The organism is Enterococcus nangangensis (assembly GCF_005405245.1).
Lineage (GTDB): Bacteria > Bacillota > Bacilli > Lactobacillales > Enterococcaceae > Enterococcus_J > Enterococcus_J nangangensis.
On the sequence record NZ_BJDR01000017.1, the window covers coordinates 1 to 25265 of the forward strand.

A 25265-nucleotide genomic window follows, 5' to 3' on the forward strand; every position below is an offset into this window, starting at 1 on the left:
CCAACTATTACAAGCTCACCATCTATTTCAGAGTCAGCATTGTATCAAAACTTTTACACAGGATTATGGACTTGACTCTTAGGACACTATTATAACCCAATCGTGTCCTAAGCTCTACTTTTATTCTAGTTAGTTCGTATGCCCCATCTTCCGTTGCACAAATTTAACAATTTCTACAATTGGAATGATGGCAAAGGCCGTTGCGAAAACTTTCAACCATTGATAGGTATCCAGATGGGCAACTCTAAATAAACTATTAAACCCAGGAACAACAATAGTTACGGCTAAAAGAACAGCAGAAGCTAAAATTGCCCAGTTAAAGGTTTTATTTTTGAAAAGTCCCACTTTAAAGATGGATTGATGGATTGATTTTACGTTGAAAGCATGGAATAACTGAATCAAGCCCAAGGTTGCAAAGGTCATGGTTAACGCGTCGGCGTGCATCAATTCTCCAGTATGCCCTGGTGCTGGGAATAAGAGGGCCATTTTATAGATGAATAAAGCTAAGGCTCCTTGTAAGATCCCTTGATAAACCACACTAGACATTACCCCACCAGAGAAGAAGTTGGATTCACGACCGCGTGGCGCGTGTTTCATCACGTCTTTTTCCGCTGGCTCCAAGCCTAAAGCAATGGCTGGGAAAGTATCGGTTACTAAGTTAATCCACAATAAGTGAACCGGTAGTAACGTGTCCCAAGCAAGCATCGTCGCGATAAATAAAGTTAAAACTTCGCCGAGGTTGGCTGACAATAAATATTGAATCGTTTTTTGAATGTTGGAGAAAACTTTACGGCCTTCTTCCACCGCTACGACAATTGTCGAGAAGTTATCATCGGCTAAGACCATATCAGAAGCGCCTTTAGAAACTTCCGTCCCAGTAATCCCCATACCAATTCCAATATCAGCAGCTTTAAGCGCTGGTGCATCATTCACGCCGTCCCCGGTCATGGCCACCACTTTACCAGCTTTTTGCCATGCTTTGACAATCCGCACTTTGTGTTCTGGTGAAACCCGTGCGTAAACGGAATAGTGGGTAACTTTTTGAGCAAATTCTTCATCACTTAATTCATTTAATTGGGCACCAGTTAACACTGCGCTATCATCGCCTGGTTTAATAATGCCTAAGCGTCCGGCAATGGCTTCAGCGGTATCCCGGTGGTCCCCAGTAATCATGATGGGGCGAATGCCGGCATCTTTAGCCACGCGTACTGCTTCGGCGGCTTCTTTCCGCTCAGGGTCAATCATCCCTACAAGGCCGGCAAAGATTAAATCTTTTTCGATAGCTTCAGAAGTCATTTCCGTTGGCTGTTGATCGGCGATACGATAAGCCATCGCCAACACGCGCCAAGCTTGTTTAGCCATTTGCGTATTGCTGGTTAAAATTTCTTGTCGTTTGCTAGCGGTCAAGGGAACTACTTCGCCGTTTAAATCAATTTCATTACAGCGAGCAATCAAAACATCAGGGGCGCCCTTAGTAGCAACCAAGAAGCGACCATCTGCCAAACGATGAATCGTCGACATTAACTTCCGATCAGAATCAAAAGGCACTTCAGCAATCCGTGGTTCAGCTGTTAATTTATCTTGTAAGGGATAATCGTGATCCATGGCGTATTGAATCATGGCCGTTTCTGTTGGGTCACCGATTAAACTTCCATCTTGTGCTAGTTTGGTATCATTAGCAAAAGTCATAACTTTTAAAGCCATATTCTCTTCAGAGACACTTTCATTTGCAGGAACTAATTGATCGTTAGTGTATAAACCTTCCACCGTCATTTGGTTTAAGGTTAAGGTACCAGTTTTATCCGAACAAATAATATCTGTTGAACCTAATGTTTCCACGGCTGGTAACTTGCGGACGATAGCGTTTCTCTTGGCCATTTTTTGCGTCCCCAAAGCTAAGATGATGGTAACAATAGCCGGCAACCCTTCTGGAATTGCGGCTACCGCTAAAGAAATCGCCGTTAAAAGCATTTCAATGGCGTCACGCCCTTGAAAGACCCCTACTGCAAACATGACTGCCGCAATAATTAAAATGACCCACGTTAAAAATTTACCTAATTGGTTTAAGTTAGCTTTTAAAGGCGTTTGGGTTTCATCAGCTTGCGCTAACATGCCAGCAATTTTCCCAACTTCAGTCGCCATTCCGGTTCCAACAACAACTCCGACACCACGACCGTACGTCACGTTAGACGTCATGTAAGCCATGTTGATGCGATCACCAATTCCGGTTTCTTGATCTTCTAAGACAATTAATTCTTTTTCAACCGGGACAGATTCCCCAGTTAAAGCCGCTTCTTCAATCTTTAAGCTAGCTGCTTCAACTAAACGTAAATCAGCAGGTACTACATCGCCAGCTTCCAATAAGACGATGTCTCCTGGGACTAACTCATCACTTTTTACCGTAACAATGTGACCATCACGTCGCACGCGGGCATTCGGTGAGGCCATTTCTTTTAAGGCTTCAATCGCTTGTTCTGCTTTAGCTTCCTGAATTACCCCAAAAACAGCGTTAACAATTACTACTAACAAAATAATAATTGCATCGGTTATTTCGTGACCGACAACCGCACTAATCACTGCCGCGACTAATAAAACTAAAATCATAAAATCTTTAAATTGGTCAAAAAATTTCGCCAAAAGCGTTTTTTTCTTGCCTTCGTCTAACGCATTTTTACCGTAATCGGCTAAACGTTGTGTAGCTTCGGTTTCCTTTAATCCTTCCTTAGATGTGGACACAGCTTTTAGGACGTCTTGTGTTGACATCGTATAAAAGGTGTCATGAACTTGTTGCTTCTTTTCCTCAGACATGATAGCCCTCCTAGTTTTTTTCTGACTCCACAAGTAAAAAAAAAGCGACTTGTGTACGTCATTGTTGACAATACATAAGTCTCACCGATTAAGACAACACCAGGAAAGGTTTCCACGATGATGATGTTGTCGCAGCGTTGCTGCCAGTTACTCCCCTATGAAAAAAATTCTTACACGTTTATTATACAGAAACATTTTATCAGAAACAATCTTTTTACTAAAAAAGAAACAAAACTTTTTCAGTTTTGCTTCTTTTCGTTATTAACCAGCTGGGTTCAGCCAAAAATTAGTCAATTCTCCCCGCTCCATGCCAGCGATAAATTTTTGTCGCACGTCTGGGTAAGTTGCCGCAATTTGACTAACGAAGTGTTTGACTTCTTCGCGTTTTGTTTTTTTATCTACGGGGCAAGGATTAAAAATCACTGGAATATTTTCAGCAGCCACAAATTGGCACACCGTTTGTTCTTCCAAATAAATTAACGGCCGAATCAAAGTGATATCCGTCTTTGCTAAATAACTTTTCGGTTCAAAGGAGGCCAAGCGCCCGTGAAACAAAAAATTCATAAAGTAAGTCTCAATGGCGTCATCTAAATGATGTCCTAGCGCCACCTTGCTACACCCTAGCTCTTTAGCGCGGCGATATAAAATCCCCCGCCGCAATTTAGCACATAGTGAACACGGGGAAGATTCTTGTCGGATGTCAAAAATTACTTCGGCAATATTCGTGGGAACTACTTCTAACGCATAGCCTAACTTTTGGCAAAAATCTTTGAGAGGCGTTAAGTCCATTCCTAAACCCATATCTAAACAAATGGGTACGATTTCAAACGTGTACCCTAAGCGCTCTTGCTTTTTTATCGTATCTAACCAAGACAATAAACTGGTAGAATCTTTGCCACCACTCAAGCCAATCGCTACTTTTTCGCCAGGAGCAATCATTTGATAATTTAAAATCGCGCGTCTAATGGGATTGTAATAGCGTTGATTTTCTTTACTCAAAGTTTACTCCTTTCCATCTTTAAAAAAGTCCAGCGCCGTGGCATATTGTTTGCCACTGACCGTATCATACTGAATTAATTTGTAGGTTTCATAAAGTTTTTCAGCGTCTGCATCAAAAGGATATTCACTAGCAAACGTCGTTCCCGTGTAATACATATTGCTTTCAAAGGCTGGCATTTTTTCCTGCAAAGCTTGTAGAAAAGCGTAAAAACCTGTTTCTTTGAGACCTGCTTGTTGCATCAGCTCACTAGCAAAGTAAAAAGGACTGGTGGTGACGTTGTGATCGTCACTGTCCACTAACTGCCCTTGGCTATCGAAAAAGAGAAATTCCGTGAGGTGCAAGTTAGCTGTCTCATTAGCAGCTTGAATAGCATCGCTATAAATACTCGGCAAATGGTCGCCCCAAAAAACCACGAGGGTTCGCTGATCACTGGTCTCCAGTTGGGCTAAAAAGTTCTGTAAAGCAATTGCGGCATAATGCACATCTTGATAATAATTTTCCATGGAAGTATTAGCCGGCGTCGTCGCAAAATCTAAGGTGTCATATTTACCACTATAAGGCATATGAGTTTGCATGGTAACTAAGTGGATAAATTGCGGTGTCGTACTGTCCAATTGGTCTAAGACTTGTTGATAAGCTGACGCATCCGAAATATATGGATTATTTTCTAAGGTATCGTCATAGTCAATCGTCTCTTGGGAGATAAATTGATCAAAACCTAAAACGTTGTAGACATCTTGCCGTTTATACATGGAGGTATTGTACGGATGAATTGCGGTCGTCTCGTAGCCGCGTTCAGCTAGTAGCGAAACAATGCTGGGAAAACTTTTAAAATTCGTCAGCAATTGCGTATAAGGGGTGGTTAATTGTGGATTAAAAAGCTCCATCCCAAAACTCGTCAAGGCTTCAAATTCAATATTAGCCGTGCCACCCCCATAGCCTGGGGACAACATCTGACCCGAATACGTTTGTTGAGCGACTTCCCGATATGGCGTTAAAGGATCGCCATCAATCGTAAACCCCTTTAAGCGCGTCCCATCGGAAAAGCTTTCTGACATGACAAAGACGATATTCGGCGTATCTTCACCACTAGTGAGGGTATCATTGTAGCTGGCCGCTTTTTTTTGGTAATCCGCCACAATGTCCGTCATGGTTTCTTTTGAATAATCCGCCGGCTGGTCCATGGCGGGCACATTCAAGTTAAACAAAAAACCACCCACAAAGCCAACGTTGTAATAGTTCATCTTTTGCGAATAAGGAATCCATAACGCACTGCGGTCGTAGGCTTTTTTCAAAAGATTACCGCTTTGATTAAAGTTGCCGGCATAAAATAAAGCAAAGCCGCTTAATAACAAGCCAGCAAAACGCAAAATTTGGATTTTTTGTCCTAGCTGAAAACTTAAAATAAAACGCCAAAGGGCAAAAAAGACTGCTAAGACAATTAAAAGAGCACCTAAAACAAAAAGTGGTGTACCCCCCATATCTTTTAGGAGACTCCACTGGGTTACCATTTTCAAATCATCGGGGTAAACTGGTTCCATCCGGTATTTCATTTTTAAATAGGTGGCAATGCCTAGTAAAAAGACACTGACGAGATAAAGACTCAAGCCTCCCCAATAAGAACCTAGGATACTGATGATAAAAAGAGCAAGCATCAATAAGACGCCCGTCCCTAATAAAAATTTTTCTGTGTGCCACGATAAGGCAAACTTCAATGCCAAATCTAGCGAGCGATCATTTTGCATGTACTGTAAATACAAATCAGAAAGATAAACGCAGACAACTAACAGTAAACCCAAGACAATACTTTTGCCTTTAGTCAGTTGGACTTTCTTTTTACGAATAAACATTTTTTTTATTTTTTGCAAGTCCAGGACTCCTTGTGCTGGGAAATTTACCAACAGTTTCCCTAAAAAACAAATAAGGAAAATAGCCTAAAGACCAGCGGATATTTTCCTTATTTATCTGATGAAATTTTTATTGCCAAAAATCATCAAAGACGGTAATGGGCAAATGTCGTTTATGTTGGGTCTTTAAGTACCAATTTTCGATTTTTTTGGCAGCATTTTCCGCGATGCTCTGACCTTCCAAGTAGTCATCAATTTCTTGGTAGGTTACCCCTAGCGCTACTTCGTCAGCAATTAAAGGTTTATCATCTTCTAAATCCGCTGTAGGAACTTTTTCATAAAGCGCAGCTGGGGCTCCCAGTTCTTTTAATAAAGCTTTCCCTTGTCGTTTGTTTAAACGAAATAGCGGCAACAAGTCAGCACCGCCATCGCCAAATTTTGTATAAAAGCCGGTGACATTTTCAGCAGCGTGGTCGGTCCCAATCACGGCCCCACTATTAGCTCCCGCTACCGCGTATTGCATAATCATCCGTTGCCGCGCTTTAATATTGCCTTTATTAAAATCAGAGAGCACAACCCCGCTCTCTTTTAAAATAGTCGCTGCTGCATCGACACTAGGGCGAATATCTAACGTTAAACTTTCATCAGGTTGAATAAAGTCTAAGGCTTTTTGGGCATCTCCTTCATCCTTTTGTACGCCATAAGGCAAACGGATGGCGATGAATTTAAAGTCACAGCCTTCTTTTTGTAGTTCAGTGGCGGCGATTTGCGCTAAGCGTCCTGCTAAACTAGAATCTTGACCGCCACTAATCCCTAAGACGAAACTTTTTAAAAATTTATTTTTTTTCACGTAAGCTTTTAAAAAGTCTACACTGCGGCGAATTTCTACTGCCGCATCAATTGTTGGTTGGACGCCTAATTCCTCGATAATTTCTTTTTGTAAGGGTCTCATCCTAAGCGTCTCCTTTCAAAGTCAGATTGGCAACACCTTGCCGTACTGTTTCAATTAATTTCATCTTGTGGTTCCACAGATCCGCCGACAAGTCTACTGGATATTTTTGCGGATTCAAGTCACGTTTGTATTCATCCCACAAAGAATCGAGATTCTCTTTGGCGTACTCTTTAATCGCTGGTAGCGTTGGTAATTCATAAACGCGCTTACCTGCCAAATAAATATCTTGTAACAAAGGTCGCGCTTCAAAATTCCGCACGCGCTTATTGATGAAAGTATGCACGGGATGGAACATATAAAGCTCTTCTTCTAAGCGAGGATCTTCGTCTAACAAAGTAATGTAATCCCCTTCAGATTTACCGCCATCTTTTCTAGTGATGCGCCAAACTTGTTTTTTACCTGGCGTCGATACTTTTTCAGCGTTACTGGAAAGTTTGATGGTATCCACTAACTGCCCATCTGCCCCTTCAATAGCAACTAGTTTGTAGACCGCCCCTAATGCTGGTTGGTCATAGGCCGTAATTAATTTAGTGCCGACACCCCAAACATCAATTTTAGCTTTTTGCATTTTTAAAGATAGAATCGTATTTTCATCTAAATCATTAGAAGCGTAAATCTTGGCGTTAATAAAGCCCGCTTCATCTAGTTGCGCCCGTACTTTTTTAGAAATATAAGCCATGTCGCCGCTATCAATACGCACCCCTAAGAAATTAATTTCAGCCCCTAGTTCTTTAGCCACGCGAATCGCAGAAGGCACACCAGATTTTAAGGTGTCATAAGTATCCACTAAGAAAACACAATCTTTGTGTGTCTTAGCATAGGCCATAAAAGCTTCGTAGTCGTTACCGTAAGATTGCACTAAAGAATGGGCATGGGTCCCAGAAGCAGGAATGCCAAAAATTTTACCGGCCCGCACGTTACTAGTCGCATCAGCACCGCCAATAAAGGCCGCACGCGTCCCCCAAATGGCCGCATCCATCTCTTGGGCACGACGAGAACCAAACTCCAACAAAGGATCGTCCCCAACTACGGATTTGATGCGGGAAGCTTTAGTGGCAATTAAGGTTTGGTAATTGACGATGTTAAGTAAAGCCGTCTCCACCAACTGACACTGCGCCAAAGGACCTTCTACTTGGACAATCGGTTCACCATTAAAGACTAAATCACCTTCCACGGCTGAGCGAATCGTACAGGCAAATTTAAAATTTTTTAAGTACGTTAAAAAGTCGGCTGGATAATCCAAACTTTTAAGATAAGCTAAGTCTGACTCCGAAAATTTAAGGTTGTCAAAATAATTAACTAAACGTTCTAAACCGGCAAAAATTGCATACCCATTTTGAAAAGGTAAATCTCTGAAGTAACATTCAAAAACCGCATGTAAATTTTCGCGACCTAGTTCCCAATAAGTTTGCATCATGTTAATTTGGTATAAATCCGTGTGTAAAGTTAAGCTATCATCTGGATAATTCATCAGTCTGCTCCTTTTTTTCATCAGATTCTTTAATAATGTAGTGGGGTCGATCTTTGGTTTCTAAAAAGATTTTGCCAATATATTTACCGACAATCCCCAAAGCAAATAATTGTAAACCGCCAACAAAAAGAACAATGGTGGCTAGTGATGGCCAGCCGCTAGTAGGATCACCGAAAATCAAAGTCCGTACCACAATAACAATCATAAAAATTGCCGCTAACAAACAAGAGATTATGCCGGTAAAAGAAGCAATCGTCAAAGGAAAATCCGAAAAATTCACAATAGCTTCTAAAGAGTAGCTAAACAAACTCCAAAAACTCCACGAAGTTTTCCCCGCGATCCGTTCGCGATTTTCATAAGGCAAGTAAGTTGTGCGATACCCGACCCAAGAAAAGATGCCTTTTGAGAAACGATTATATTCTTGTAAAGATAAAATACTATCTACTACTTGCCGCGTCATCATGCGATAATCGCGCACCCCAGAAAGCATGGGGGTTTTAGAAATCTTACTCATTAAGTAATAAAACATCCGGGAAAATAAACTGCGTAAGATAGGTTCACCTTTACGGTCCATGCGCCGCGTCCCCACCACATCAAAGTGTTCCTCTTGAATCAAGCGCAACATTTCTGCGAGCATTTCTGGCGGATCTTGCAAATCAGCATCCATCACTACCACGTAATCCCCTTGCGCTTGCGTCAGGCCCGCTAAAAGACCCGCTTCTTTACCAAAATTGCGGGAAAAAGATTGAAAGTGACAACGCGGATTCGTCGCTGCTAATTTTCTTAAGACGGTTAAGGTGCCATCCGTGGAGCCATCGTCCACAAAATAATAGGCGACAGTTAACGGGAGTGACGCTTCGATTTTGGTGAGAGCTTCCATAAAATACGGTAGTGCCTCTTCTTCATTGTAACAGGGCACCACGATACTCAATTCCATCAAGGTTCCTCCTCAAGTTTTCTTATGCTCTATTTTAGCAAATTCCCGCTACTTTGCAAAAAAAACTGAATGATTTTCAGATATTTTCAATAATTTCTATTAAAAAAATTTTTTCTCTAACTTTATTTTAAAATTTCTTTCCCTAAAATTTGTAAGTCAGGCGCCAATTCGTAAACAACTGGTGTCGCATTTGGCACCATAATATTTTTTACTTCTTCATCAGGCAAATCTTCCAAATATTTAATTAAACCCCGCAAACTATTGCCATGCGCGACTAAGAGGACATTTTCACCAGCTAATAAGTGCGGCACTACGACATCATGATAATAAGGTAAGACCCGCGCAGCACAATCTGCTAAACTTTCAGCTTGCGGCAAGTCTTTAGCGTCTAAAAATTGGTAGCGGCGATCTAAATAATCGTTGCTGCCTTTCGGTAAGGCCACCCGATAACCGCGACGCCACGCTTGCACCTGTTCATTCCCGTAGCGAGCCACCATTTCCTCTTTATTTACACCCACGAGGGCGCCATAATGTCGTTCATTTAAACGCCAAGTATGTTCTACAGGTATCGCCAATTGATCCAGGGCACTTAGCACCCGATTGGCGGTTTGAATGGTGCGGGTCAAAAAAGACGTCCCGCAAAAATCGACACTTAACTGGCGCTCCTTCATTAATTTTCCTGCCGCATAAGCTTGCTGCTTTCCTTTGGCGGTTAAAGGCATGTCCAGCCAACCGGTCCAATAGTTTTTCATGTTGGCTTCACTTTCACCGTGGCGCATTAAAATTAGTTTCACTGGCTCGCACCTTCATTTCTTTTCATCTTTGTTCAGACTTAAACAAAATTAGTATACTACAAATTTTTTAATAAAAGAACGCCAATCGCCGTCCATTTTCTTTAATGTCATGACAGTTAACTAATTTATAAAAAAAGACTCCGTCGTTAAACGGAGCCGTAAAGGTTAATTTTACATCATGCCCATGCCTGGGTCCATACTTGGAGCAGGTGCTGCTGGGGCAGCTGGTTCTGGTTTATTGGCTACGACGGCTTCTGTCGTTAAGAGTAAAGCAGCAACACTAGCGGCATTTTGTAAAGCAGAACGTGTCACTTTCGTTGGGTCCACGATACCAGCGGCAATCATGTCCACCCATTCACCATTAGCGGCATTAAAACCGGTGCCTAATTCAGCACGTTTTAATTTGTCAATGATGACGGAACCTTCGTAACCAGCATTTTCAGCAATTTGACGAACAGGTTCTTCTAAAGCACGGACGACGATTTTCACGCCGGTTGCTTCGTCACCTTCAACGTCAAGGGCGGCAACTTTATCAATCACGTTGACTAAAGCAGTTCCCCCACCGGCAACCATACCTTCTTCAACTCCGGCACGAGTAGCGTTTAAGGCATCTTCAATACGCAATTTCATTTCTTTTAATTCAGTTTCGGTTGGTGCACCGACTTTAATTACCGCAACCCCGCCAGCTAATTTAGCCAATCGTTCTTGTAATTTTTCCCGATCAAAATCAGAAGTTGTATCTGCAATTTGTTTTTTGATTAAGCTAACGCGGTTGGCAATCGCCTCTTTGCCGCCAGCACCTTCCACGATTGTCGTATTATCTTTATCCACAACAACTTTAGCGGTAGTCCCTAATTGTTCAAGGGTCGTTTCTTTTAATTCTAAGCCGAGGTCTTCAGTAATTACTGTCCCGCCAGTTAAAATAGCGATATCTTCTAACATGGCTTTACGACGATCGCCAAAGCCTGGTGCTTTAACGGCCACAACGTTGAAAGTTCCCCGTAATTTATTTAATACTAAAGTCGTCAAAGCTTCCCCATCAACATCATCAGCGATAATCAATAAAGAACGACTTTGTTGTAAAATTTGTTCCAACAATGGCAAGATATCTTGGATGTTAGAAATCTTTTTATCCGTAATCAAGATGTAAGGTTTTTCTAAAACAGCTTCCATCTTTTCGTTATCCGTTACCATGTATTGAGAAAGGTAGCCGCGATCAAATTGCATCCCTTCCACCACTTCTAATTCTGTTTCCAAACCTTTGGATTCTTCAATCGTAATGACACCGTCGTTTCCAACTTTTTCCATGGCATCGGCAATGTAATTCCCAATAGCTTCAGAACCAGAAGAAACAGCACCTACTTGAGCGATTGCTTCTTTAGAATCCACGACTGTCGAAATTTTGTGCAATTCTTCAACAGCAGTTTTCGTAGCTAATTCAATCCCCCGACGAATGCCTAAAGGATTAGCCCCGGCAGTAACGTTTTTCAATCCTTCCCGGACAATAGCTTGGGTTAAAAGCGTCGCTGTCGTGGTCCCGTCACCGGCAACATCGTTGGTTTTAGAAGCTACTTCGGAAACCAGTTTAGCTCCCATATTTTCAAAATGATCTTCTAATTCAATTTCTTTAGCAATCGTTACCCCATCATTGGTAATTAAAGGCGAACCATAGGATTTCTCTAAGACCACGTTACGGCCTTTAGGTCCTAAGGTTACTTTAACGGTATTCGCTAAGGTATCGACCCCGCGCAACATTGCGGCACGAGCGTCTTCTGCAAATTTAATTTCTTTTGACATAATTTTTTCACCTCATAAGTTTTTTAAAAATTATTCCACAATCGCGATGATATCTTTTTCATGAAGGATTAAAAATTCTTGGCCTTCATACTTCACTTCCGTACCGGCAAATTTTTCAAACATCACGCTATCGCCAACTTTTACGGAAAGTGGAGCTTTTTCACCATTTTCTTTCGTTAAACCGGCACCAACGGCAACAACTTTACCCGTTTGTGGTTTTTCCTTAGCGGCTGAAGCTAAAACGATTCCGCCAATTGTTTTTTCTTCTTCTTGTGCCACTTCAATAATGACACGATCTCCTAATGGTCTTAACACATGAATCCCTCCATCAAAGTTTTTCTAGCACTCTTAATCGTTAAGTGCTAACTGACAATATTTATAATAACATGTTTTAAAGAGAATGCAAGAATTTTGAATGGATTTTTAGCAGACAAATCTTGCGACTGCTAATTCTCCCTTTTAAAAATTTATGGTATACTGCTAACAAGAACGGAGGATGCTTATGTCCCTAACAAAATATGCTTTTTTTAATACTTTAACGTACGGTTTGGCGCTTTTTGGTCCTGCCTTACTGCTGACGCTTTTGCATGAATTTTTTGGTATCGCCTACAGCTGGCAAATACCGCTGATTTTGGTAGCTTATTGCCTAGGTGCTGGCTTGATGCTGGGGTTTATTCCACGATTAAAGACGCCATTAAAGGTTGAAGAAAAAGCGGTGAACAGTTCCAATAGAAAAGCCATTGTCGAAGGCTTAATCGGGATTGCCATTGTCATTTGTGTTCAAGGTGTGGCCAATGTTATCGAAATGTCCATCACTGGGCAGGCTCCTTCATCTGCCAATACTGATCAAATTATGGCGATTATCAAAAGTAATTTATTATTTACCATTGTGGTGAGTATCGTTGGCCCCATCATGGAAGAACTTTTTTTCCGGCGGACCCTTTTAGGATTGTTTGGCAACTACTTCGGTTTTTGGCCCGCAACAATTTTATCTTCTTTTTTATTTTTTCTAGCCCATCAAGATGGTCACTTTCTCGTTTACTTTGCCATGGGTTTAACGTTATCTCTTTTGTATCGGTCGACGGGAAAAATTACTACCTCCATCATCGCCCATTGTGGTATGAATACTTTTGTCATTCTCATGCAGCTTTTGTTACTGCCTTACTTAACGTGATAAAGATAAAAAACGACCAACTGACGACAATTTGTCAACAGTTGGTCGTTGCTCTTTAATTCACATAATGGTGTAAAAAGTAAATCAAGGTTTGCAACTCGTTGGTTAAGTCAACGTTTTGCACTTGCACATCTTTTGGCGTAACTAAGCGGACTGGCGTAAAGTTCATAATCCCTTTCACACCGGCTCTAACCAAACTATCCGTTACGGTTTGCGCATTTTCAGAGGGAACAGTTAAAATTGCAATTTCAATTTGCTGAATTTTAATTTGCTCCACCATGTCTTCCATAGGATAAACGGGAATACCATCGACAATGCGTCCTACTAAATCTTCCCGCACATCAAACGCACAAGAGACCCGAATGGAATTGCTGCGATGGAAGCGATATTTCAAAAGAGCGCTCCCTAAGTTCCCCACCCCAATTAAGGCGACATTGGTCAGCTCATCTTCACTTAAGGTCTTGGCAAAAAATTCAATTAAACTTTCCACATCGTAGCCGTAGCCCCGTTTGCCTAACTCACCAAAGTAAGAAAAGTCGCGACGAATCGTGGCACTGTCTACTTGCACGGCTTCTGAAAGTTCAGTGGATGAAACTTTTTCTTTACCGGCATTTTGTAAAACTTTCAAATATCTATAATATAAGGGTAACCGTTTCGCTGTGGCTTTGGGAATGATCTCGTTTTTCAACTTCCCGCCTCCTTAATCATTTTTCACAATCGTTACGCCCTCAATGATAACAGTATCCCTAGGCTTGTTGCAAGCTTTTCGCTTCAACTTGTGATTTTTTTCAGTAATTATTTTCTTCTTTTTTAAGAACAATATGGTAGACTACTAGAGAATACTTCAAGGAGGATTCCCATGATTATTTTACAAGCAGCAAACGTCGCCCGTTATTTCGGTGCAGACGTCTTATTTGAAAACATCCAACTGGACATTGATGAAAAAGCGCGCATCGCTTTAGTCGGTCGCAACGGCGTCGGCAAAAGTACGCTTTTAAAAATGATTACCAAAATTGAAACACCCGATGCTGGGGAAATTATTCAAAAAAAAGGACTAACGATTGGTTACTTAGCACAAAATACAGGTTTAAACAGCAATGGTACTGTCTATGAAGAAATGTTAGCAATCTTTGAACCGTTACAAAAAATGGAAGAACGAATTCATCAATTAGAACACTTGATGGCTCGCCCCAAAGAAAATCCGGATGAGTACCAAGCTTTGTTGAAAGAGTATGATCAGCTGCAACACGACTTTAAGGAGCAAAATGGTTATGGCTATGAGGCCGAAATTCGATCAGTACTCCACGGCTTTGCCTTTGATGAGCATTTTTATCACCAAAAAATTTCGGACTTATCCGGTGGTCAAAAAACCCGCCTCGCTTTAAGCCGGCTACTCTTATTAAAGCCAGAACTCTTAGTCCTTGATGAACCCACTAACCATCTAGACATTGATACCTTGACCTGGTTAGAAGGCTATTTGCAAGGCTACCAAGGAGCCCTTTTGATTGTTTCTCACGACCGCTACTTCTTAGACAAGTTAGCTACTGAAGTTTACGAGTTGTCTCGCCAGAAAATTACGCGCTACAAAGGAAACTATTCCAAATACTTAGATTTAAAAGCGCAACGCTTAGCTAGTGATTGGAAAGCCTACGAGAAACAACAAACAGAAATCGCTAAGTTGGAAGATTTTGTCGCCCGTAACATGGTGCGAGCCTCAACGACAAAGCGCGCCCAAAGTCGGCAAAAAGCGCTAGATAAAATGGACCGCTTGGATCGTCCCAATGGTAAAGAAAAATCGGCTAATTTTTTATTTCAAACAAAAGTCGTTTCTGGTAACGTTGTCTGCCAAGTGGAAGACGGGGCCATTGGTTACGATGGGCAAATTATTGCCGCTCCCATCAACTTGGATATTCGGCGCCAGGAAGCCATTGCTTTAGTGGGACCCAACGGAATAGGTAAGTCTACGCTCCTCAAAGGGATTACCACCGAGCATCCTTTATTAGCTGGTAGTGTGAAAATTGGTAGCAACGTCGAAATTGGGTATTACGATCAAGAACAAGCCCAGCTGAATAGTCAAAAAACCGTGTTAGCTGAGTTATGGGATGAACATCCTACCACCCCGGAAAAAGATATTCGTAGCGTTTTAGGTAGTTTTCTTTTTTCTGGCGACGATGTGCAAAAGCCCGTAAGTTTGTTATCGGGTGGTGAAAAAGCACGGCTAGCTTTAGCCAAACTAGCAATGCAAGCAGAAAACTTTTTAATCTTAGATGAACCTACGAACCACTTAGACATTGATAGTAAAGAAGTTTTAGAAAATGCCTTGATTGATTATGAAGGCACCTTGCTCTTTGTTTCTCATGACCGCTATTTCATTAACCGTATCGCCTCAAAAGTTGTAGAACTTTCCCCGGATGGCAGCAAAGTGTATCTGGGAGATTACGACTATTACTTAGAGAAAAAACAAGAAGAAAAAGAAATTGCCGCTTTACAAGCAGCAGCAACGATCACAACGACAACACTCCCTAAAAAGAATTTTCAATTGGATAAAGAGCAACAAAAGAAAGTCCGCAGTCTCACCCGACAAATTGAAAAAATTGAAGCAGACTTAGCTGTGCTAGAAACAGAGCTAACTCAAGTCAAAGAAGAAATGAGTCAGCCTGCTGTCGCCCAAGACCACACGCAACTTTTAAGCTTGACGGCAACGATGGAAGAACTAGAAACGCGCCAATTAGAACTTTTAGAATTATGGGAGAGCACTAGCCTAGCATTAGAAGAAGTTGAAGCAGAATAATGAAAAGAACAGCACCTTGACGGAACAAGTTAGCCGCCAAGGTGCTGTTCTTTTTTATGATTCTAGTGCTTTTGCTACCCGTTTGCGAAAATCTTCTTTGCCGTAAAAATCCGCGGCCAGCAACTCTGGAAAAATTTCGGCGAAAAAATACGTCACGCTAGGTAACTCATGATACTTTTGAATCGTCGTCACTGATTCAATAAACATCTCTGCAAAAACTTTTTCCGGATTATTTTTAGTGATTTCTTCAAACGACTCATAAAGTAAATCGACTTTATCTGCCACTGCCAGTAATTTTCCTTCCAAGGTTTCGTCTTTCCCATCACTTAAGCGCCGCCGATAAATCGCTTGTAATGGCAAAGGAATTTCTTCTTGGATAAAAGTTTCGGTCATTTTAGTTTCCACTGTCTGTAACATGTCCCGCAGCTGTTGGTTAGCGTATTTCACCGGCGTTTTAATGTCGCCAATGAAACGCTCTGTGTAGTCGTGATTCAGCGCTTTTTCATATAAAATTTTCCAGTCCACTTTATGCCCGGCAAGTTCTTCTAAATCCCCCAGCACTTGCGCAATGGTGGCTACCCGAAAAGAATGGGCCGCAACCGTGTGTTCCGTAAATTTGAAAAAGCCTGGCGCGCGATTAATTTTTTCTAGGTTGTTGGTTCCTTTAATAAATTCGTTTAAGCCCATGGTTTCCGCCTCCTGAAAAATTTTTTTTAAAAAAAGAGAAGGTTTGCCCTTCTCTTTTACCAAGCAAGCTTAGCTACGAGTAGTTCCGCTACTTGGTTTAAATATTTTTTATCTATTTCATCATAACTATTCGTAACCCCGGCATCTAAATCCAACACGCCGAGTAATTGTTCACCGCGATACATGGGAACGACAATTTCTGAACGCGCGCGGGAATCACAGGCAATGTAATTGGCATGTTGGGTGACATCATCTACGATTAGCGTTTCATTTTTAGCTGCTGCCTCACCACAAACGCCTTTACCTAAAGCAATGCGGGTGCAAGAAACGCTTCCTTGAAAAGGTCCTAAAATTAATTCGCCGTTTTCGTATAAATAAAAACCACTAAAAATTGTCGCCGGTAATAAATCGCGAAGTGCCGCCGATGCATTCCCTAAACTAGCAATGGGATGTTGTTCCATCTCTAAAAGTCCCGCTAATTGCAATAATAATAATTGGTAGCCGGCTTCTTTTTCACTTGTTGTTGCCACTTGAATCCCTCCTATTGGGAGAAATTATAGCGAAAAAAAGGGCGCTTGGCTAGTCATTCCCCTCAGAAATTTCTTTCTGCACTTTTTCTGCTTGTAATTCCTGATCATATTTACGGGTCACCGGTAAAAGCCATGTTAATAAACCACAAAAAAGTGTGCCGCAACCCGCCAAAATAAAAATTTTTTCCACACCAATTTGATCAGCTAAAGGACCGGCAAAAATTAAGCCAACAGGACCAGTGATGCTCATTAAAGAATTTAATACCCCTAAGACCCGACCTAAATGATTTGGGGGATAACTTTGCTGAATCATCGCCATCAATAAGGTATTAAAAAAAGGCGTTGCAATACCAGCCAAGGCGTTCAACAAAATAAAGTAGTGAAAGCCAGTCGCGTTGGGGGTCAAAAAACCACTTAAAGCAATAGTAACGCCAATCACCAAGTACGCTAGTAAAATAGGTTTCATTCGGTCACGCCAATTGCCAAACAAACCAATGACCGTCCCCCCCGCTAACATACCCACCGCGTAAACAACTTCAATTAAACCAGCTTGTCCCACGGTACCACCAAAGTAACTCATGGTCATTAAAGGATACAAGCTCGCCGCCGGCATAAAAATTAACGTAAAAAGCGCACCAATGAGCGTGATGTACCACAAGCCTTTTTTCCCTTGCAACTGCGCTAAGCCAAATTTAGTATCCCGCAACAAATGAATTTTTTCACCTTCTGATAAGACGCGGGGGATTTTGACTAAAAGCATTAGACTCACACCCAAGACAGCCCCCAAGACATCTAACAAAATTAAGAGATTCATGGGCATTAAGGCAAATAAAAATGCGCCTAAAGCAGGAGCAATGACAAAGTTTGCCGAATTGACCATCCCCAGTTGCCCATTGACGCGGGTCAGTTCATCTTCTGGGACCATGGTAGAGACGCTGGCTTGAATCGTGGGCATTTGAAAGGTCTGGGCTACGGAACGGACAAAAAGTGAAATAAAGACGAGCCATAAAGGAAAAGAAGCGGCTAGTGTCCCGACAATAGCTAAAATTAATGCACAACATGCCACCACCAGATCGGTGACAATTAATAATTTTTTCTTATTGACACGATCAATTAAGGGCCCCACAAAAGGACTCAAGACGACTTGGGGAATCATTCCCAAAAGTGTGGCCATACTTAGAATCGTGGCCGACCCTGTTAAGCGTGTTAAATACCAAATAATAGAATACTGCACAATCATACTGGTAATGCCTGATAAAAATTGACCACTGAGAAAAATATTAAAATTTCGCCGCCAATTGGGCGGTACCTCGACTGTTGTTTTCATAGATCTCCTCCTTTTTCTAGTGTACAAAAGGATTACACACGAGACAAGCAGGAATGCTCTTGCCATAAAAAAACTTTGTCAAGAAAATCTCTTTACAGGTAAAATTAGCTATGCTATAATAGTTCGGTGAGTGTAGTGCTCACACGATTACAACATTCCGCTGGAGTGGAACTTTATTGAATGTTGGAGAATAGGAGAGAAAAGAATGAATCCATTAATCGAAGAATTGACAAAAGAACAATTGCGGACTGACATCCCAGCTTTCCGTCCTGGTGACACCGTAAAAGTTCACGCAAAAGTTGTCGAAGGTACACGGGAACGTATCCAGTTGTTTGAAGGTGTAGTTATCAAACGCCGCGGCGCTGGCATTAGCGAAACTTATACAGTTCGTAAAATTTCTAACGGTGTTGGGGTTGAACGTACTTTCCCATTACACACACCACGTGTTGCCAAAATCGAAGTTGTTCGTTACGGTAAAGTTCGTCGTGCTAAATTGTACTACTTACGTGCCTTACACGGTAAAGCAGCTCGGATCAAAGAAATTCGTCGTTAATTCATATTATCTGATGAAACGAAAACCCTCGCTTGGCGAGGGTTTTTTCTTTTCTTTAAAAGCACAGGACACTGTTTGACGAGTTTACGACTTAATGTTTTAATAATGGTAAATACACAGTAAAAGGAGATTAGCATGGCTGATTTTACCCAACTAAAAAAAGAATTTGCTGCCGCCAGCGATTTTCTCATTGCTTTAGGCGATGAAAAACGACAAGCCATCATTATTCGCTTATTGGAAAATGGTTCATGTAAAGGACTACGTGTCAACGAATTAACGGAAGCTACCCAATTGTCTCGTCCCGCCATTTCCCACCACTTGAAAATTTTACGAGATGCTAAACTCGTTGATTATCAGCGTGAAGGCACCAAAAATTATTATTACCTAACCCATGAAACGTCAAAAATTGTTGAAATGAAAACCCTCTTGGAACACGTGATGGCCGCGATGGACACCGAAACAAAATAAAAACTACCGTCAACATTTTTTTGTTGGCGGCTTTTTTTCTAAATGATATGCTAAACGATAAAAGTGGTCGCTAAAACATCAAGTGAAAAAATTCTACGAGTTGTAAGCTAATGCTGTAAAGGAGGAAGAAAAATGTTGTCGGAGTTAAATCATTTAATGGCTTATATTGAGGAGCATTTATTAGCTGACCTCTCTCCTGCTCGCTTAGCCAAAGAGATTGGTTTTTCTGAATATCATTTGAAGCGGACCTTTCGTTTTATCGCTGGTCTATCTTTAAGTGAGTATATTAAACGCCGTCGTTTAGCTAAAGCGCAAAAAGAACTACTGAAAGGCGTGAGTGTCACCACTGTTGCTTTTAAGTATGGCTATCAATCAGTGGAAGGTTTTTCTCGTGCTTTTCATACTTTCACAGGGCAAAAACCTTCAGAGATTATTAAAACGCAACAACAACTTGCCTTTCCCCCTTTAACATTTTATTTAACAGTACACGGGGGTACAACGATGGAATTTAAAATTCAAGAAAAACCAGCCTTTACGTTAGTGGGTGTCACGAAACGCGTCCCCTTACAATTTAATGGCGTCAATCCTGCAATTAGTGAGCTGGCCCAAAGTATTACACCTAAACAACGAGACGAACTCCACACGTTAGACGATCTCTATCCCCATCAAGTGTTAAATGCTTCTTACGATTTTACTGAGGAGCGCTTGACTGGTGGCGGCCAACTCACGCACTTAATTGGCTTTGCTACAAGCCAAGATAATCCTTATCCTGATTTGACTAGCTATCAAGTTCCTAGTCATACGTGGGCCATCTTTCCTAGTACAGGACCTTTCCCAGTGACGTTACAAGAAACTTGGGGCAAAATTTACAGTGAATGGTTACCCACTGCTAACTATGAATTAGTAGCCGCACCAGAAATTTCTTTTACGCGCTTCAGTGAAAATCCCGAAAGCACATACAGCGAAATTTGGTTAGCGGTTAAAGAAAAATAAATAGCAGGAAGAGTTGCCCTAAGACGTAACTCTTCCTGCTATTTTCTATCTTAATTAAGCGTTGTAAGCTTGTTCAAATAAGGCAACAATGTCGGCTTGCGTTCCTTTACGCGGATTAGAAAAAGCATTGCCGTCTTTTAAAGCATTAGCGGCCATCAATTGAAAATCTTGAGGGTCTGCGCCAATGGATTTAATGTTAGCCGGAATACCCACATCTTCAGAAATTCTTTCTAAAGCAGCGATTCCTTTTTCCGCCGCTGCCATTTTTCCCAGGCCTTCAATATTTTCCCCTAAGAAAACTGCAATGTCGGCAAAACGTTCTGGACTAGCAATCATGTTCCAACGTTCAACCGTTGGCATTAAGACGGCACAGCAAACGCCATGAGGAGCATCGTATTGGCCCCCCAATTGATGAGCCATCGCGTGGACATAGCCAAGGTCAGCATTGTTAAAAGCCATCCCAGCCAGTAATGAGGCATAGGCCATATTGGTCCGAGCTTCTAAATCATGACCGTTAGCAACCGCCCGCCGTAAATATTGACCAATTAATTTAATTCCTTTTTCAGCTTGGGCGTCAGTAATGGGATTACGATTTTCAGAAACGTAGGATTCCACACAATGACACAAAGCGTCCATCCCGGTAGCCGCAGTTAGTTTCATGGGAACATCTAACATTAACAATGGATCATTAAAGGAAACTAAAGGCACATTACGCCAAGAAACCACCACAAATTTCAAATACGTTTCTTCGTTAGTTAAAACAGCGTGACGAGTAATTTCAGAAGCAGTCCCGGCAGTAGTATTAACGGCCATCAATGGGGGCAATGGATTTTCTAAAGTTTCAATCCCCGCGAGTTTCGTGACATCTTCGCCGTTAGTTAAAACAATACCAATCCCCTTCCCGCAATCGTGGGAAGAGCCCCCACCAATCGTAATAATGGAATCACATTGATTTTCCCGGTAAATTGCTGCCCCTTCCATGACATTGCGAATTTTAGGATTAGGTTCTACGCCATCAAAAAAGACATAGTTCACGCCACTTGCTTGCAGACTAGCTTCGGTTTGTTTCACAGGACCATTTTCTAAATTCCGCAAAAATTTATCGGTAACTAATAAAACTTTTTTCATCTTTAACATTTCAGCACGTTCGCCGATTTTTTCAATTACACCTGGGCCAAAAAAATTAACGCTAGGCATCATAAAATCAAAATTATTTTTCATTGCAACCATCCTTCTTATACTTTGACAAGTGCGATACTGCACTTACTTTGCGACAATTACGACTACAGCAGAAGCATACCTTTTTCTTTTAAAAAAAGCATGACACTTAAACGGCTATTTTTCGTTGATTTAAACAGGACTTTCTAGCAAAATAGGACTATTTGTCAAGATGGAGGAAAAGCGTTATACTCAGGCCAAAAGCATAGTGGTAATAAGTCAAGATAAAAATCAATAACTTTTTCCACTGTTCTTAAGAAAGTGGGTGCACTAAACTAAGCCTATGCAAATGCAACACTTTCATAGGCTGATTTCCAAAGCATGCGCAATAACAGTTTTGTTATTTCTCTGTCACGCTCCTTGGTGGCGTGTAGAGTTGGCGATTACGTAGTAGCGTATCCACCAAGCGCACTAATTTTCTTGCAGTTAAGACGATGGCTCGTTTGTGTTGATGTTTTGGTGTTTCCGCATATTTCTTTTTGTAAAAGTCTTTGTATTCGGGCAATTCCTTTTTTACCGAGTTGGCGGCTTCAACTAAGTAGTATCGGAAGTACCGATTACCTTTTTTAGATAAAGGTGTTTGTTCAGATTCTCTGTTTCCAGATTGGGACCTCTTCCAAGCTAAACCAGCGTATTTCGCTAGTTTTGTTTGGTCATCAAATCGTTCGATTTGACCAATTTCAGCAAGCATGCCTGCGGCATAAACTGGTCCGATGCCTGGAATGCTGGTGAGACACTTGTACTCGGGAATCGCCTGTACAAGATCAATAATAGCTTGGTCATAGTCTTTAATGGCTTTTTCTAAGCCGCGTATCTCTCGAGCGACGATGCCAAGAACGACATCAATTGAATCTGCCATTACTTGGCCAAGCCGATAAGAGCTACGAATAGCTTTCTTAATGGTTTTACCTAATTTTTCAGGGTCTGAGAAACGCCCATGTCCCTTCTTTTGCAAGAAAGCAGCGAAATCTTCTAAAGGCATCTCGGCCATCGTATCTAGCGTCATTTCCTCAGTCATCAAGGACAGTAGAGTAGCACTAAAGACCGAAGTTGACAGTTCGGCATCACGAAGCTCTTTTCTTAAGGTGTTACATTTATAAGAAAGATTTTCGATGAAGTGTTGCTTCGTTGTCACTAGCTGTTGAACCATTTGATAACGGGCGCGCGTTAGGCGCTGAAGCGCCATATACTTCTCTTCTCGAATGGGAGAATTAGTAAAGCGTTGGATGCGTAGGTAGTCGGCAATCATAAAAGCGTCAATTGTGTCCGTTTTATCTGTATCAAACATTTTTGTGTATTGCTTGATACGATGAGGATCTTCAATCGTGGTAATGGCACCAATGCCTTGTAAGTCATCATCAAACTGAAAATACATGGCTGGATGAAAACTGTACATGGATGTCGATTCCATGCCAATCACGATTTGGTCAAAGTGATGTTCTTTATGAAGTGAAAGAAGTTCCTCTTTCAAGTCTAAGGCACCAATTGTGTCATTGGTATACATTGTCTCTAACAGGACGACTAAGTCATCCGTGAGAAAGCAAGTGTCCAATTTTTCAGAACTAACATCTATCCCTACAAATAATTTCATAATGGAAGGACCTCCTTTCATGAATTTTGGAAAATACTTCGATACTGTGGGCTTCCCAAGATACACGCTGCGTAACCACAACCTCGTCTACAAGAATACTTTGACTTTCGTAGGGAGCCGCATTTCAATCCTTCTACTAGAGAAAAGCCCTAAGAGAGTCGAAACAGATAGTGTGTTGGCAGTGATATCAACGGTCTGGGTTGCAGGCTTCAAAACGTAGACATACTACAGGAGGTCAAAGCACAATCCCATGTGGATCCATTCCACCGACTATTGTATCTCAGAAACCACACAATATCGAAATGAGTTCCAAGTACCTTCGCTGGTTCAATAATCACCAGCTGCGCGTCACTTCGCTCCTTGCTTATCGGGCTACGCCCGGTCACTAGGGGAATTAAAGTAATAAAATCTTTTAGATTAGTTATTTATTCAATTTTCAATGAACAAGTTAAAGTGCATCAATTTGATGCTTACAAAATATATTTTACGAGGAGGTGTAGCGATGGAAAAGGACTTTGCTTTAGATACTGTGCTAGATTTAACAAAATGGGAAAAACTGCAAGAGACCATTGCGGCGACCACTCACCTTGCGCTTTTGTTAGTTGATTATCGCGGAGTTCCCGTTACACCTCATAGCCAAGTGAAGCCTTTTTGTCACTTAGCCCGGACCCATCCAAAGCTGGGGAAGTATTGTGAGAAATGTGATGTTCGTGGTGGCTTAGAAGCGGCGCGTTCTTATCAGCCTTTTATTTACCGCTGTCACTTTGACATTATTGATATGGCCATTCCCATTACGATTGAAAGGCGTTACGTCGGAGCGATTATGGCTGGGGAAATCATGTTGACGCAAGGACAGCATGAACTGGAGCAAGTGTTAAGCTTGCCTGATGTCCCGGCTGTTACGGCTTTTAAAATTGAGCATCAAGGATTATTAGACGCTTATCCCCGCATTCCTTTAGCTGACCTCAAGCAAACTGCGGCTTTGTTACAGGAATTAAGTGAGTACATCGTTAGTGAAGCCATCAAAAAAGATTATTACGTTACAGCTTATGAACAAGCTCTCCATTTCACGAAACACGCGACTCTAGCTCCTACAACCCCTTTACTTTCCCAACAATTGACACAAAGCAACCCAACTTACACAGCTAAAAATAAATTGTTACAACCGGTGATTGATGCTATTTTTGCTAATAAAGAGCAACATCTTAGCCTGCAAACTTTGGCGCCCTTGGTGAACCTTAGTCCCAATTACTTGAGTCGCCTTTTACGAAAAGAATTCGGTGAGCCCTTCAGTCAAGTCTATACTCAGCTAAAAATTGATTGGGCGCAAGAACTTTTACAAACGACAACTTTATCCATCAATGAAATCAGTGATGCCTTGGGCTTTCTTGAACCGAGTTATTTCATCCGCTCTTTCAAAAAAATAACCAAAACTACGCCTTTAAAGTGGCGCCAACTACAAACGGACAATCCAAACAAAAAAATAATCACGCCGCAAGAGTAAGTTCTTACGACGTGATTATTTTTTTAACGACTCAGCACGATATCCACGAGGGCTTGAGTCAAGCCCGCACCAAAACGATCATAGTACTTTTGAAAACGTTCATCTGAAAGATACATCGCCACCAAACCTTGGTGGGCGGCTAAAGAGTAATCAGGCCAAGAATAGGTAAGCCACTGGCGATGCAGCTGATAAATTTCTTCGGCCACCTCACTAGTCACCGCCAAATTTTCGGCGACGAATTTTTGCAACTGTTCCATTAATTTGCCTTCAATTGCTTGCATCTCTTGATAAGTAGTTAGACTCATTCCCCGCAACTTAGCGTTACTCTCATCAATTGTCGTTTCCCCATACTTAGCACGAATCTCGGCGCCAAACTTTTTCTCATTGTCGGCAATTTGTTGTTCTTTAAAAGCTGCAAATTTTGCTTCATCGGTCATTTTTTCTTCTCCTTTGTAATAACGAATAGTTTGTTCCACGGTGGCCAGCATCTGGTTGAGTACTTCTCTTTGGGCTTCCAGCTGGACTTTCTGTTGGCCCAAGACCGTTACAAAGTCAAAATTATCAGCAGCTAGAGCAACTTTTATTTGAGCTAAAGAAAAGCCCATTCTTTTAAAAAATAAAATTTGTTGCAAGCAATCAACTTCTTGGGGGCCATAATACCGATAACCATTGGCCCCCACCCGTTGCGGCAACAATAAGCCTTGCTGATGATAATAGCGCAATGTACGGGAACTGACTCCACTTAAGCGGGCTAGCTCTTCAATAGAGTATTCCAAGATACCACCTCCTATTCACAGGATAAGCCTTGACGCAACGTCAAGGT

22 protein-coding genes are annotated in these 25265 nt (G+C 41.5%); 6 read left to right on the top strand and 16 right to left on the bottom strand.

Annotated features, from left to right (window positions below; translation table 11 throughout):
- Positions 1–129 precede the first annotated feature (129 nt).
- The 9 genes from FFM57_RS06465 to groES all read right to left on the bottom strand — a co-directional run bounded on the left by FFM57_RS06465 (position 130) and on the right by groES (position 11921).
- Positions 130–2763, bottom strand: a complete 2634-nt coding sequence (locus FFM57_RS06465; protein ID WP_371851247.1) for a cation-translocating P-type ATPase — start codon at positions 2761–2763, stop codon at positions 130–132.
- A gap of 306 nt (positions 2764–3069) precedes the next feature.
- Complete coding sequence (locus FFM57_RS06470; protein WP_137599751.1) at positions 3070–3747, bottom strand: PP-loop family protein; 678 nt, start codon at positions 3745–3747, stop codon at positions 3070–3072.
- Between the two features lie 63 nt (positions 3748–3810).
- Entirely contained in the window at positions 3811–5658 is a 1848-nt protein-coding gene (locus FFM57_RS06475; RefSeq protein ID WP_137599752.1) for an LTA synthase family protein, read from the bottom strand.
- 127 nt (positions 5659–5785) lie between these two features.
- Positions 5786–6607 carry an NAD(+) synthase gene (gene nadE / locus FFM57_RS06480; protein ID WP_137599717.1) on the bottom strand — a complete coding sequence of 274 codons (822 nt, stop codon included), beginning with the start codon at positions 6605–6607 and terminating at the stop codon, positions 5786–5788.
- Position 6608: 1 nt separating this feature from the next.
- Positions 6609–8078, bottom strand: a complete 1470-nt coding sequence (locus tag FFM57_RS06485; protein ID WP_137599718.1) for a nicotinate phosphoribosyltransferase — start codon at positions 8076–8078, stop codon at positions 6609–6611.
- A complete protein-coding gene (locus FFM57_RS06490) occupies positions 8062–9015 on the bottom strand; it encodes a glycosyltransferase family 2 protein (RefSeq protein WP_137599719.1) in 954 nt (317 codons plus the stop codon). Before FFM57_RS06490 ends, FFM57_RS06485 begins: the two co-directional genes overlap by 17 nt.
- Positions 9016–9137: 122 nt before the next feature.
- Positions 9138–9809, bottom strand: a complete 672-nt coding sequence (locus FFM57_RS06495) for a 2,3-bisphosphoglycerate-dependent phosphoglycerate mutase (protein WP_137599720.1) — start codon at positions 9807–9809, stop codon at positions 9138–9140.
- A 171-nt stretch (positions 9810–9980) separates the two neighbouring features.
- Positions 9981–11606 (bottom strand): chaperonin GroEL, encoded by a 1626-nt coding sequence (gene groL / locus FFM57_RS06500; RefSeq protein WP_137599721.1) that lies wholly within the window; start codon positions 11604–11606, stop codon positions 9981–9983.
- Positions 11607–11636: 30 nt separating this feature from the next.
- Positions 11637–11921 carry a co-chaperone GroES gene (groES, locus tag FFM57_RS06505; RefSeq protein ID WP_137599722.1) on the bottom strand — a complete coding sequence of 95 codons (285 nt, stop codon included), beginning with the start codon at positions 11919–11921 and terminating at the stop codon, positions 11637–11639.
- A 187-nt stretch (positions 11922–12108) separates the two neighbouring features.
- Between groES and FFM57_RS06510 the strand changes: the two genes are divergently transcribed.
- Positions 12109–12780 (top strand): CPBP family intramembrane glutamic endopeptidase, encoded by a 672-nt coding sequence (locus FFM57_RS06510; RefSeq protein WP_170999918.1) that lies wholly within the window; start codon positions 12109–12111, stop codon positions 12778–12780.
- Between the two features lie 55 nt (positions 12781–12835).
- Here FFM57_RS06510 and FFM57_RS06515 read toward each other — a convergent pair whose 3' ends face one another.
- Positions 12836–13468: a redox-sensing transcriptional repressor Rex gene (locus FFM57_RS06515; protein WP_137599724.1), complete on the bottom strand. Its 633-nt coding sequence runs from the start codon at positions 13466–13468 to the stop codon at positions 12836–12838.
- A gap of 171 nt (positions 13469–13639) precedes the next feature.
- Between FFM57_RS06515 and FFM57_RS06520 the strand changes: the two genes are divergently transcribed.
- Positions 13640–15571, top strand: coding sequence for an ABC-F family ATP-binding cassette domain-containing protein (locus FFM57_RS06520; RefSeq protein WP_137599725.1), 1932 nt, complete (start codon positions 13640–13642; stop codon positions 15569–15571).
- 54 nt (positions 15572–15625) lie between these two features.
- Here FFM57_RS06520 and FFM57_RS06525 read toward each other — a convergent pair whose 3' ends face one another.
- From FFM57_RS06525 to FFM57_RS06535, 3 genes are read right to left on the bottom strand one after another with little or no spacing between them, the layout of a single operon-like run.
- Positions 15626–16258, bottom strand: a complete 633-nt coding sequence (locus tag FFM57_RS06525; RefSeq protein ID WP_137599726.1) for a YfbR-like 5'-deoxynucleotidase — start codon at positions 16256–16258, stop codon at positions 15626–15628.
- 56 nt (positions 16259–16314) lie between these two features.
- Entirely contained in the window at positions 16315–16788 is a 474-nt protein-coding gene (msrC, locus tag FFM57_RS06530; protein WP_503825944.1) for a free L-methionine (R)-S-oxide reductase MsrC, read from the bottom strand.
- A gap of 49 nt (positions 16789–16837) precedes the next feature.
- On the bottom strand, positions 16838–18115 hold the full coding sequence (locus FFM57_RS06535; RefSeq protein WP_137599727.1) for an MFS transporter: 1278 nt from the start codon (positions 18113–18115) through the stop codon (positions 16838–16840).
- A 205-nt stretch (positions 18116–18320) separates the two neighbouring features.
- Here FFM57_RS06535 and rplS point away from each other — a divergent pair, with 205 nt between their 5' ends.
- The 3 genes from rplS to FFM57_RS06550 all read left to right on the top strand — a co-directional run bounded on the left by rplS (position 18321) and on the right by FFM57_RS06550 (position 20129).
- Entirely contained in the window at positions 18321–18668 is a 348-nt protein-coding gene (gene rplS, locus FFM57_RS06540; protein WP_137599728.1) for a 50S ribosomal protein L19, read from the top strand.
- A gap of 135 nt (positions 18669–18803) precedes the next feature.
- On the top strand, positions 18804–19136 hold the full coding sequence (locus FFM57_RS06545; RefSeq protein WP_137599729.1) for an ArsR/SmtB family transcription factor: 333 nt from the start codon (positions 18804–18806) through the stop codon (positions 19134–19136).
- Between the two features lie 132 nt (positions 19137–19268).
- Positions 19269–20129 (top strand): AraC family transcriptional regulator, encoded by an 861-nt coding sequence (locus FFM57_RS06550; protein WP_137599730.1) that lies wholly within the window; start codon positions 19269–19271, stop codon positions 20127–20129.
- 54 nt (positions 20130–20183) lie between these two features.
- Here the strand turns inward: FFM57_RS06550 and FFM57_RS06555 are convergent, their stop codons facing one another.
- Both FFM57_RS06555 and FFM57_RS06560 read right to left on the bottom strand, forming a co-directional pair.
- Entirely contained in the window at positions 20184–21350 is a 1167-nt protein-coding gene (locus FFM57_RS06555; protein ID WP_137599731.1) for an iron-containing alcohol dehydrogenase, read from the bottom strand.
- A gap of 337 nt (positions 21351–21687) precedes the next feature.
- Positions 21688–22938, bottom strand: coding sequence for an IS110 family RNA-guided transposase (locus FFM57_RS06560; RefSeq protein WP_137599732.1), 1251 nt, complete (start codon positions 22936–22938; stop codon positions 21688–21690).
- Between the two features lie 502 nt (positions 22939–23440).
- On the opposite strand from FFM57_RS06560, the gene FFM57_RS06565 reads away from it, so the two are divergent.
- On the top strand, positions 23441–24442 hold the full coding sequence (locus FFM57_RS06565) for a PocR ligand-binding domain-containing protein (RefSeq protein WP_137599733.1): 1002 nt from the start codon (positions 23441–23443) through the stop codon (positions 24440–24442).
- Positions 24443–24465: 23 nt separating this feature from the next.
- Here the strand turns inward: FFM57_RS06565 and FFM57_RS06570 are convergent, their stop codons facing one another.
- On the bottom strand, positions 24466–25218 hold the full coding sequence (locus FFM57_RS06570; protein ID WP_137599734.1) for a MerR family transcriptional regulator: 753 nt from the start codon (positions 25216–25218) through the stop codon (positions 24466–24468).
- Positions 25219–25265: the final 47 nt, after the last annotated feature.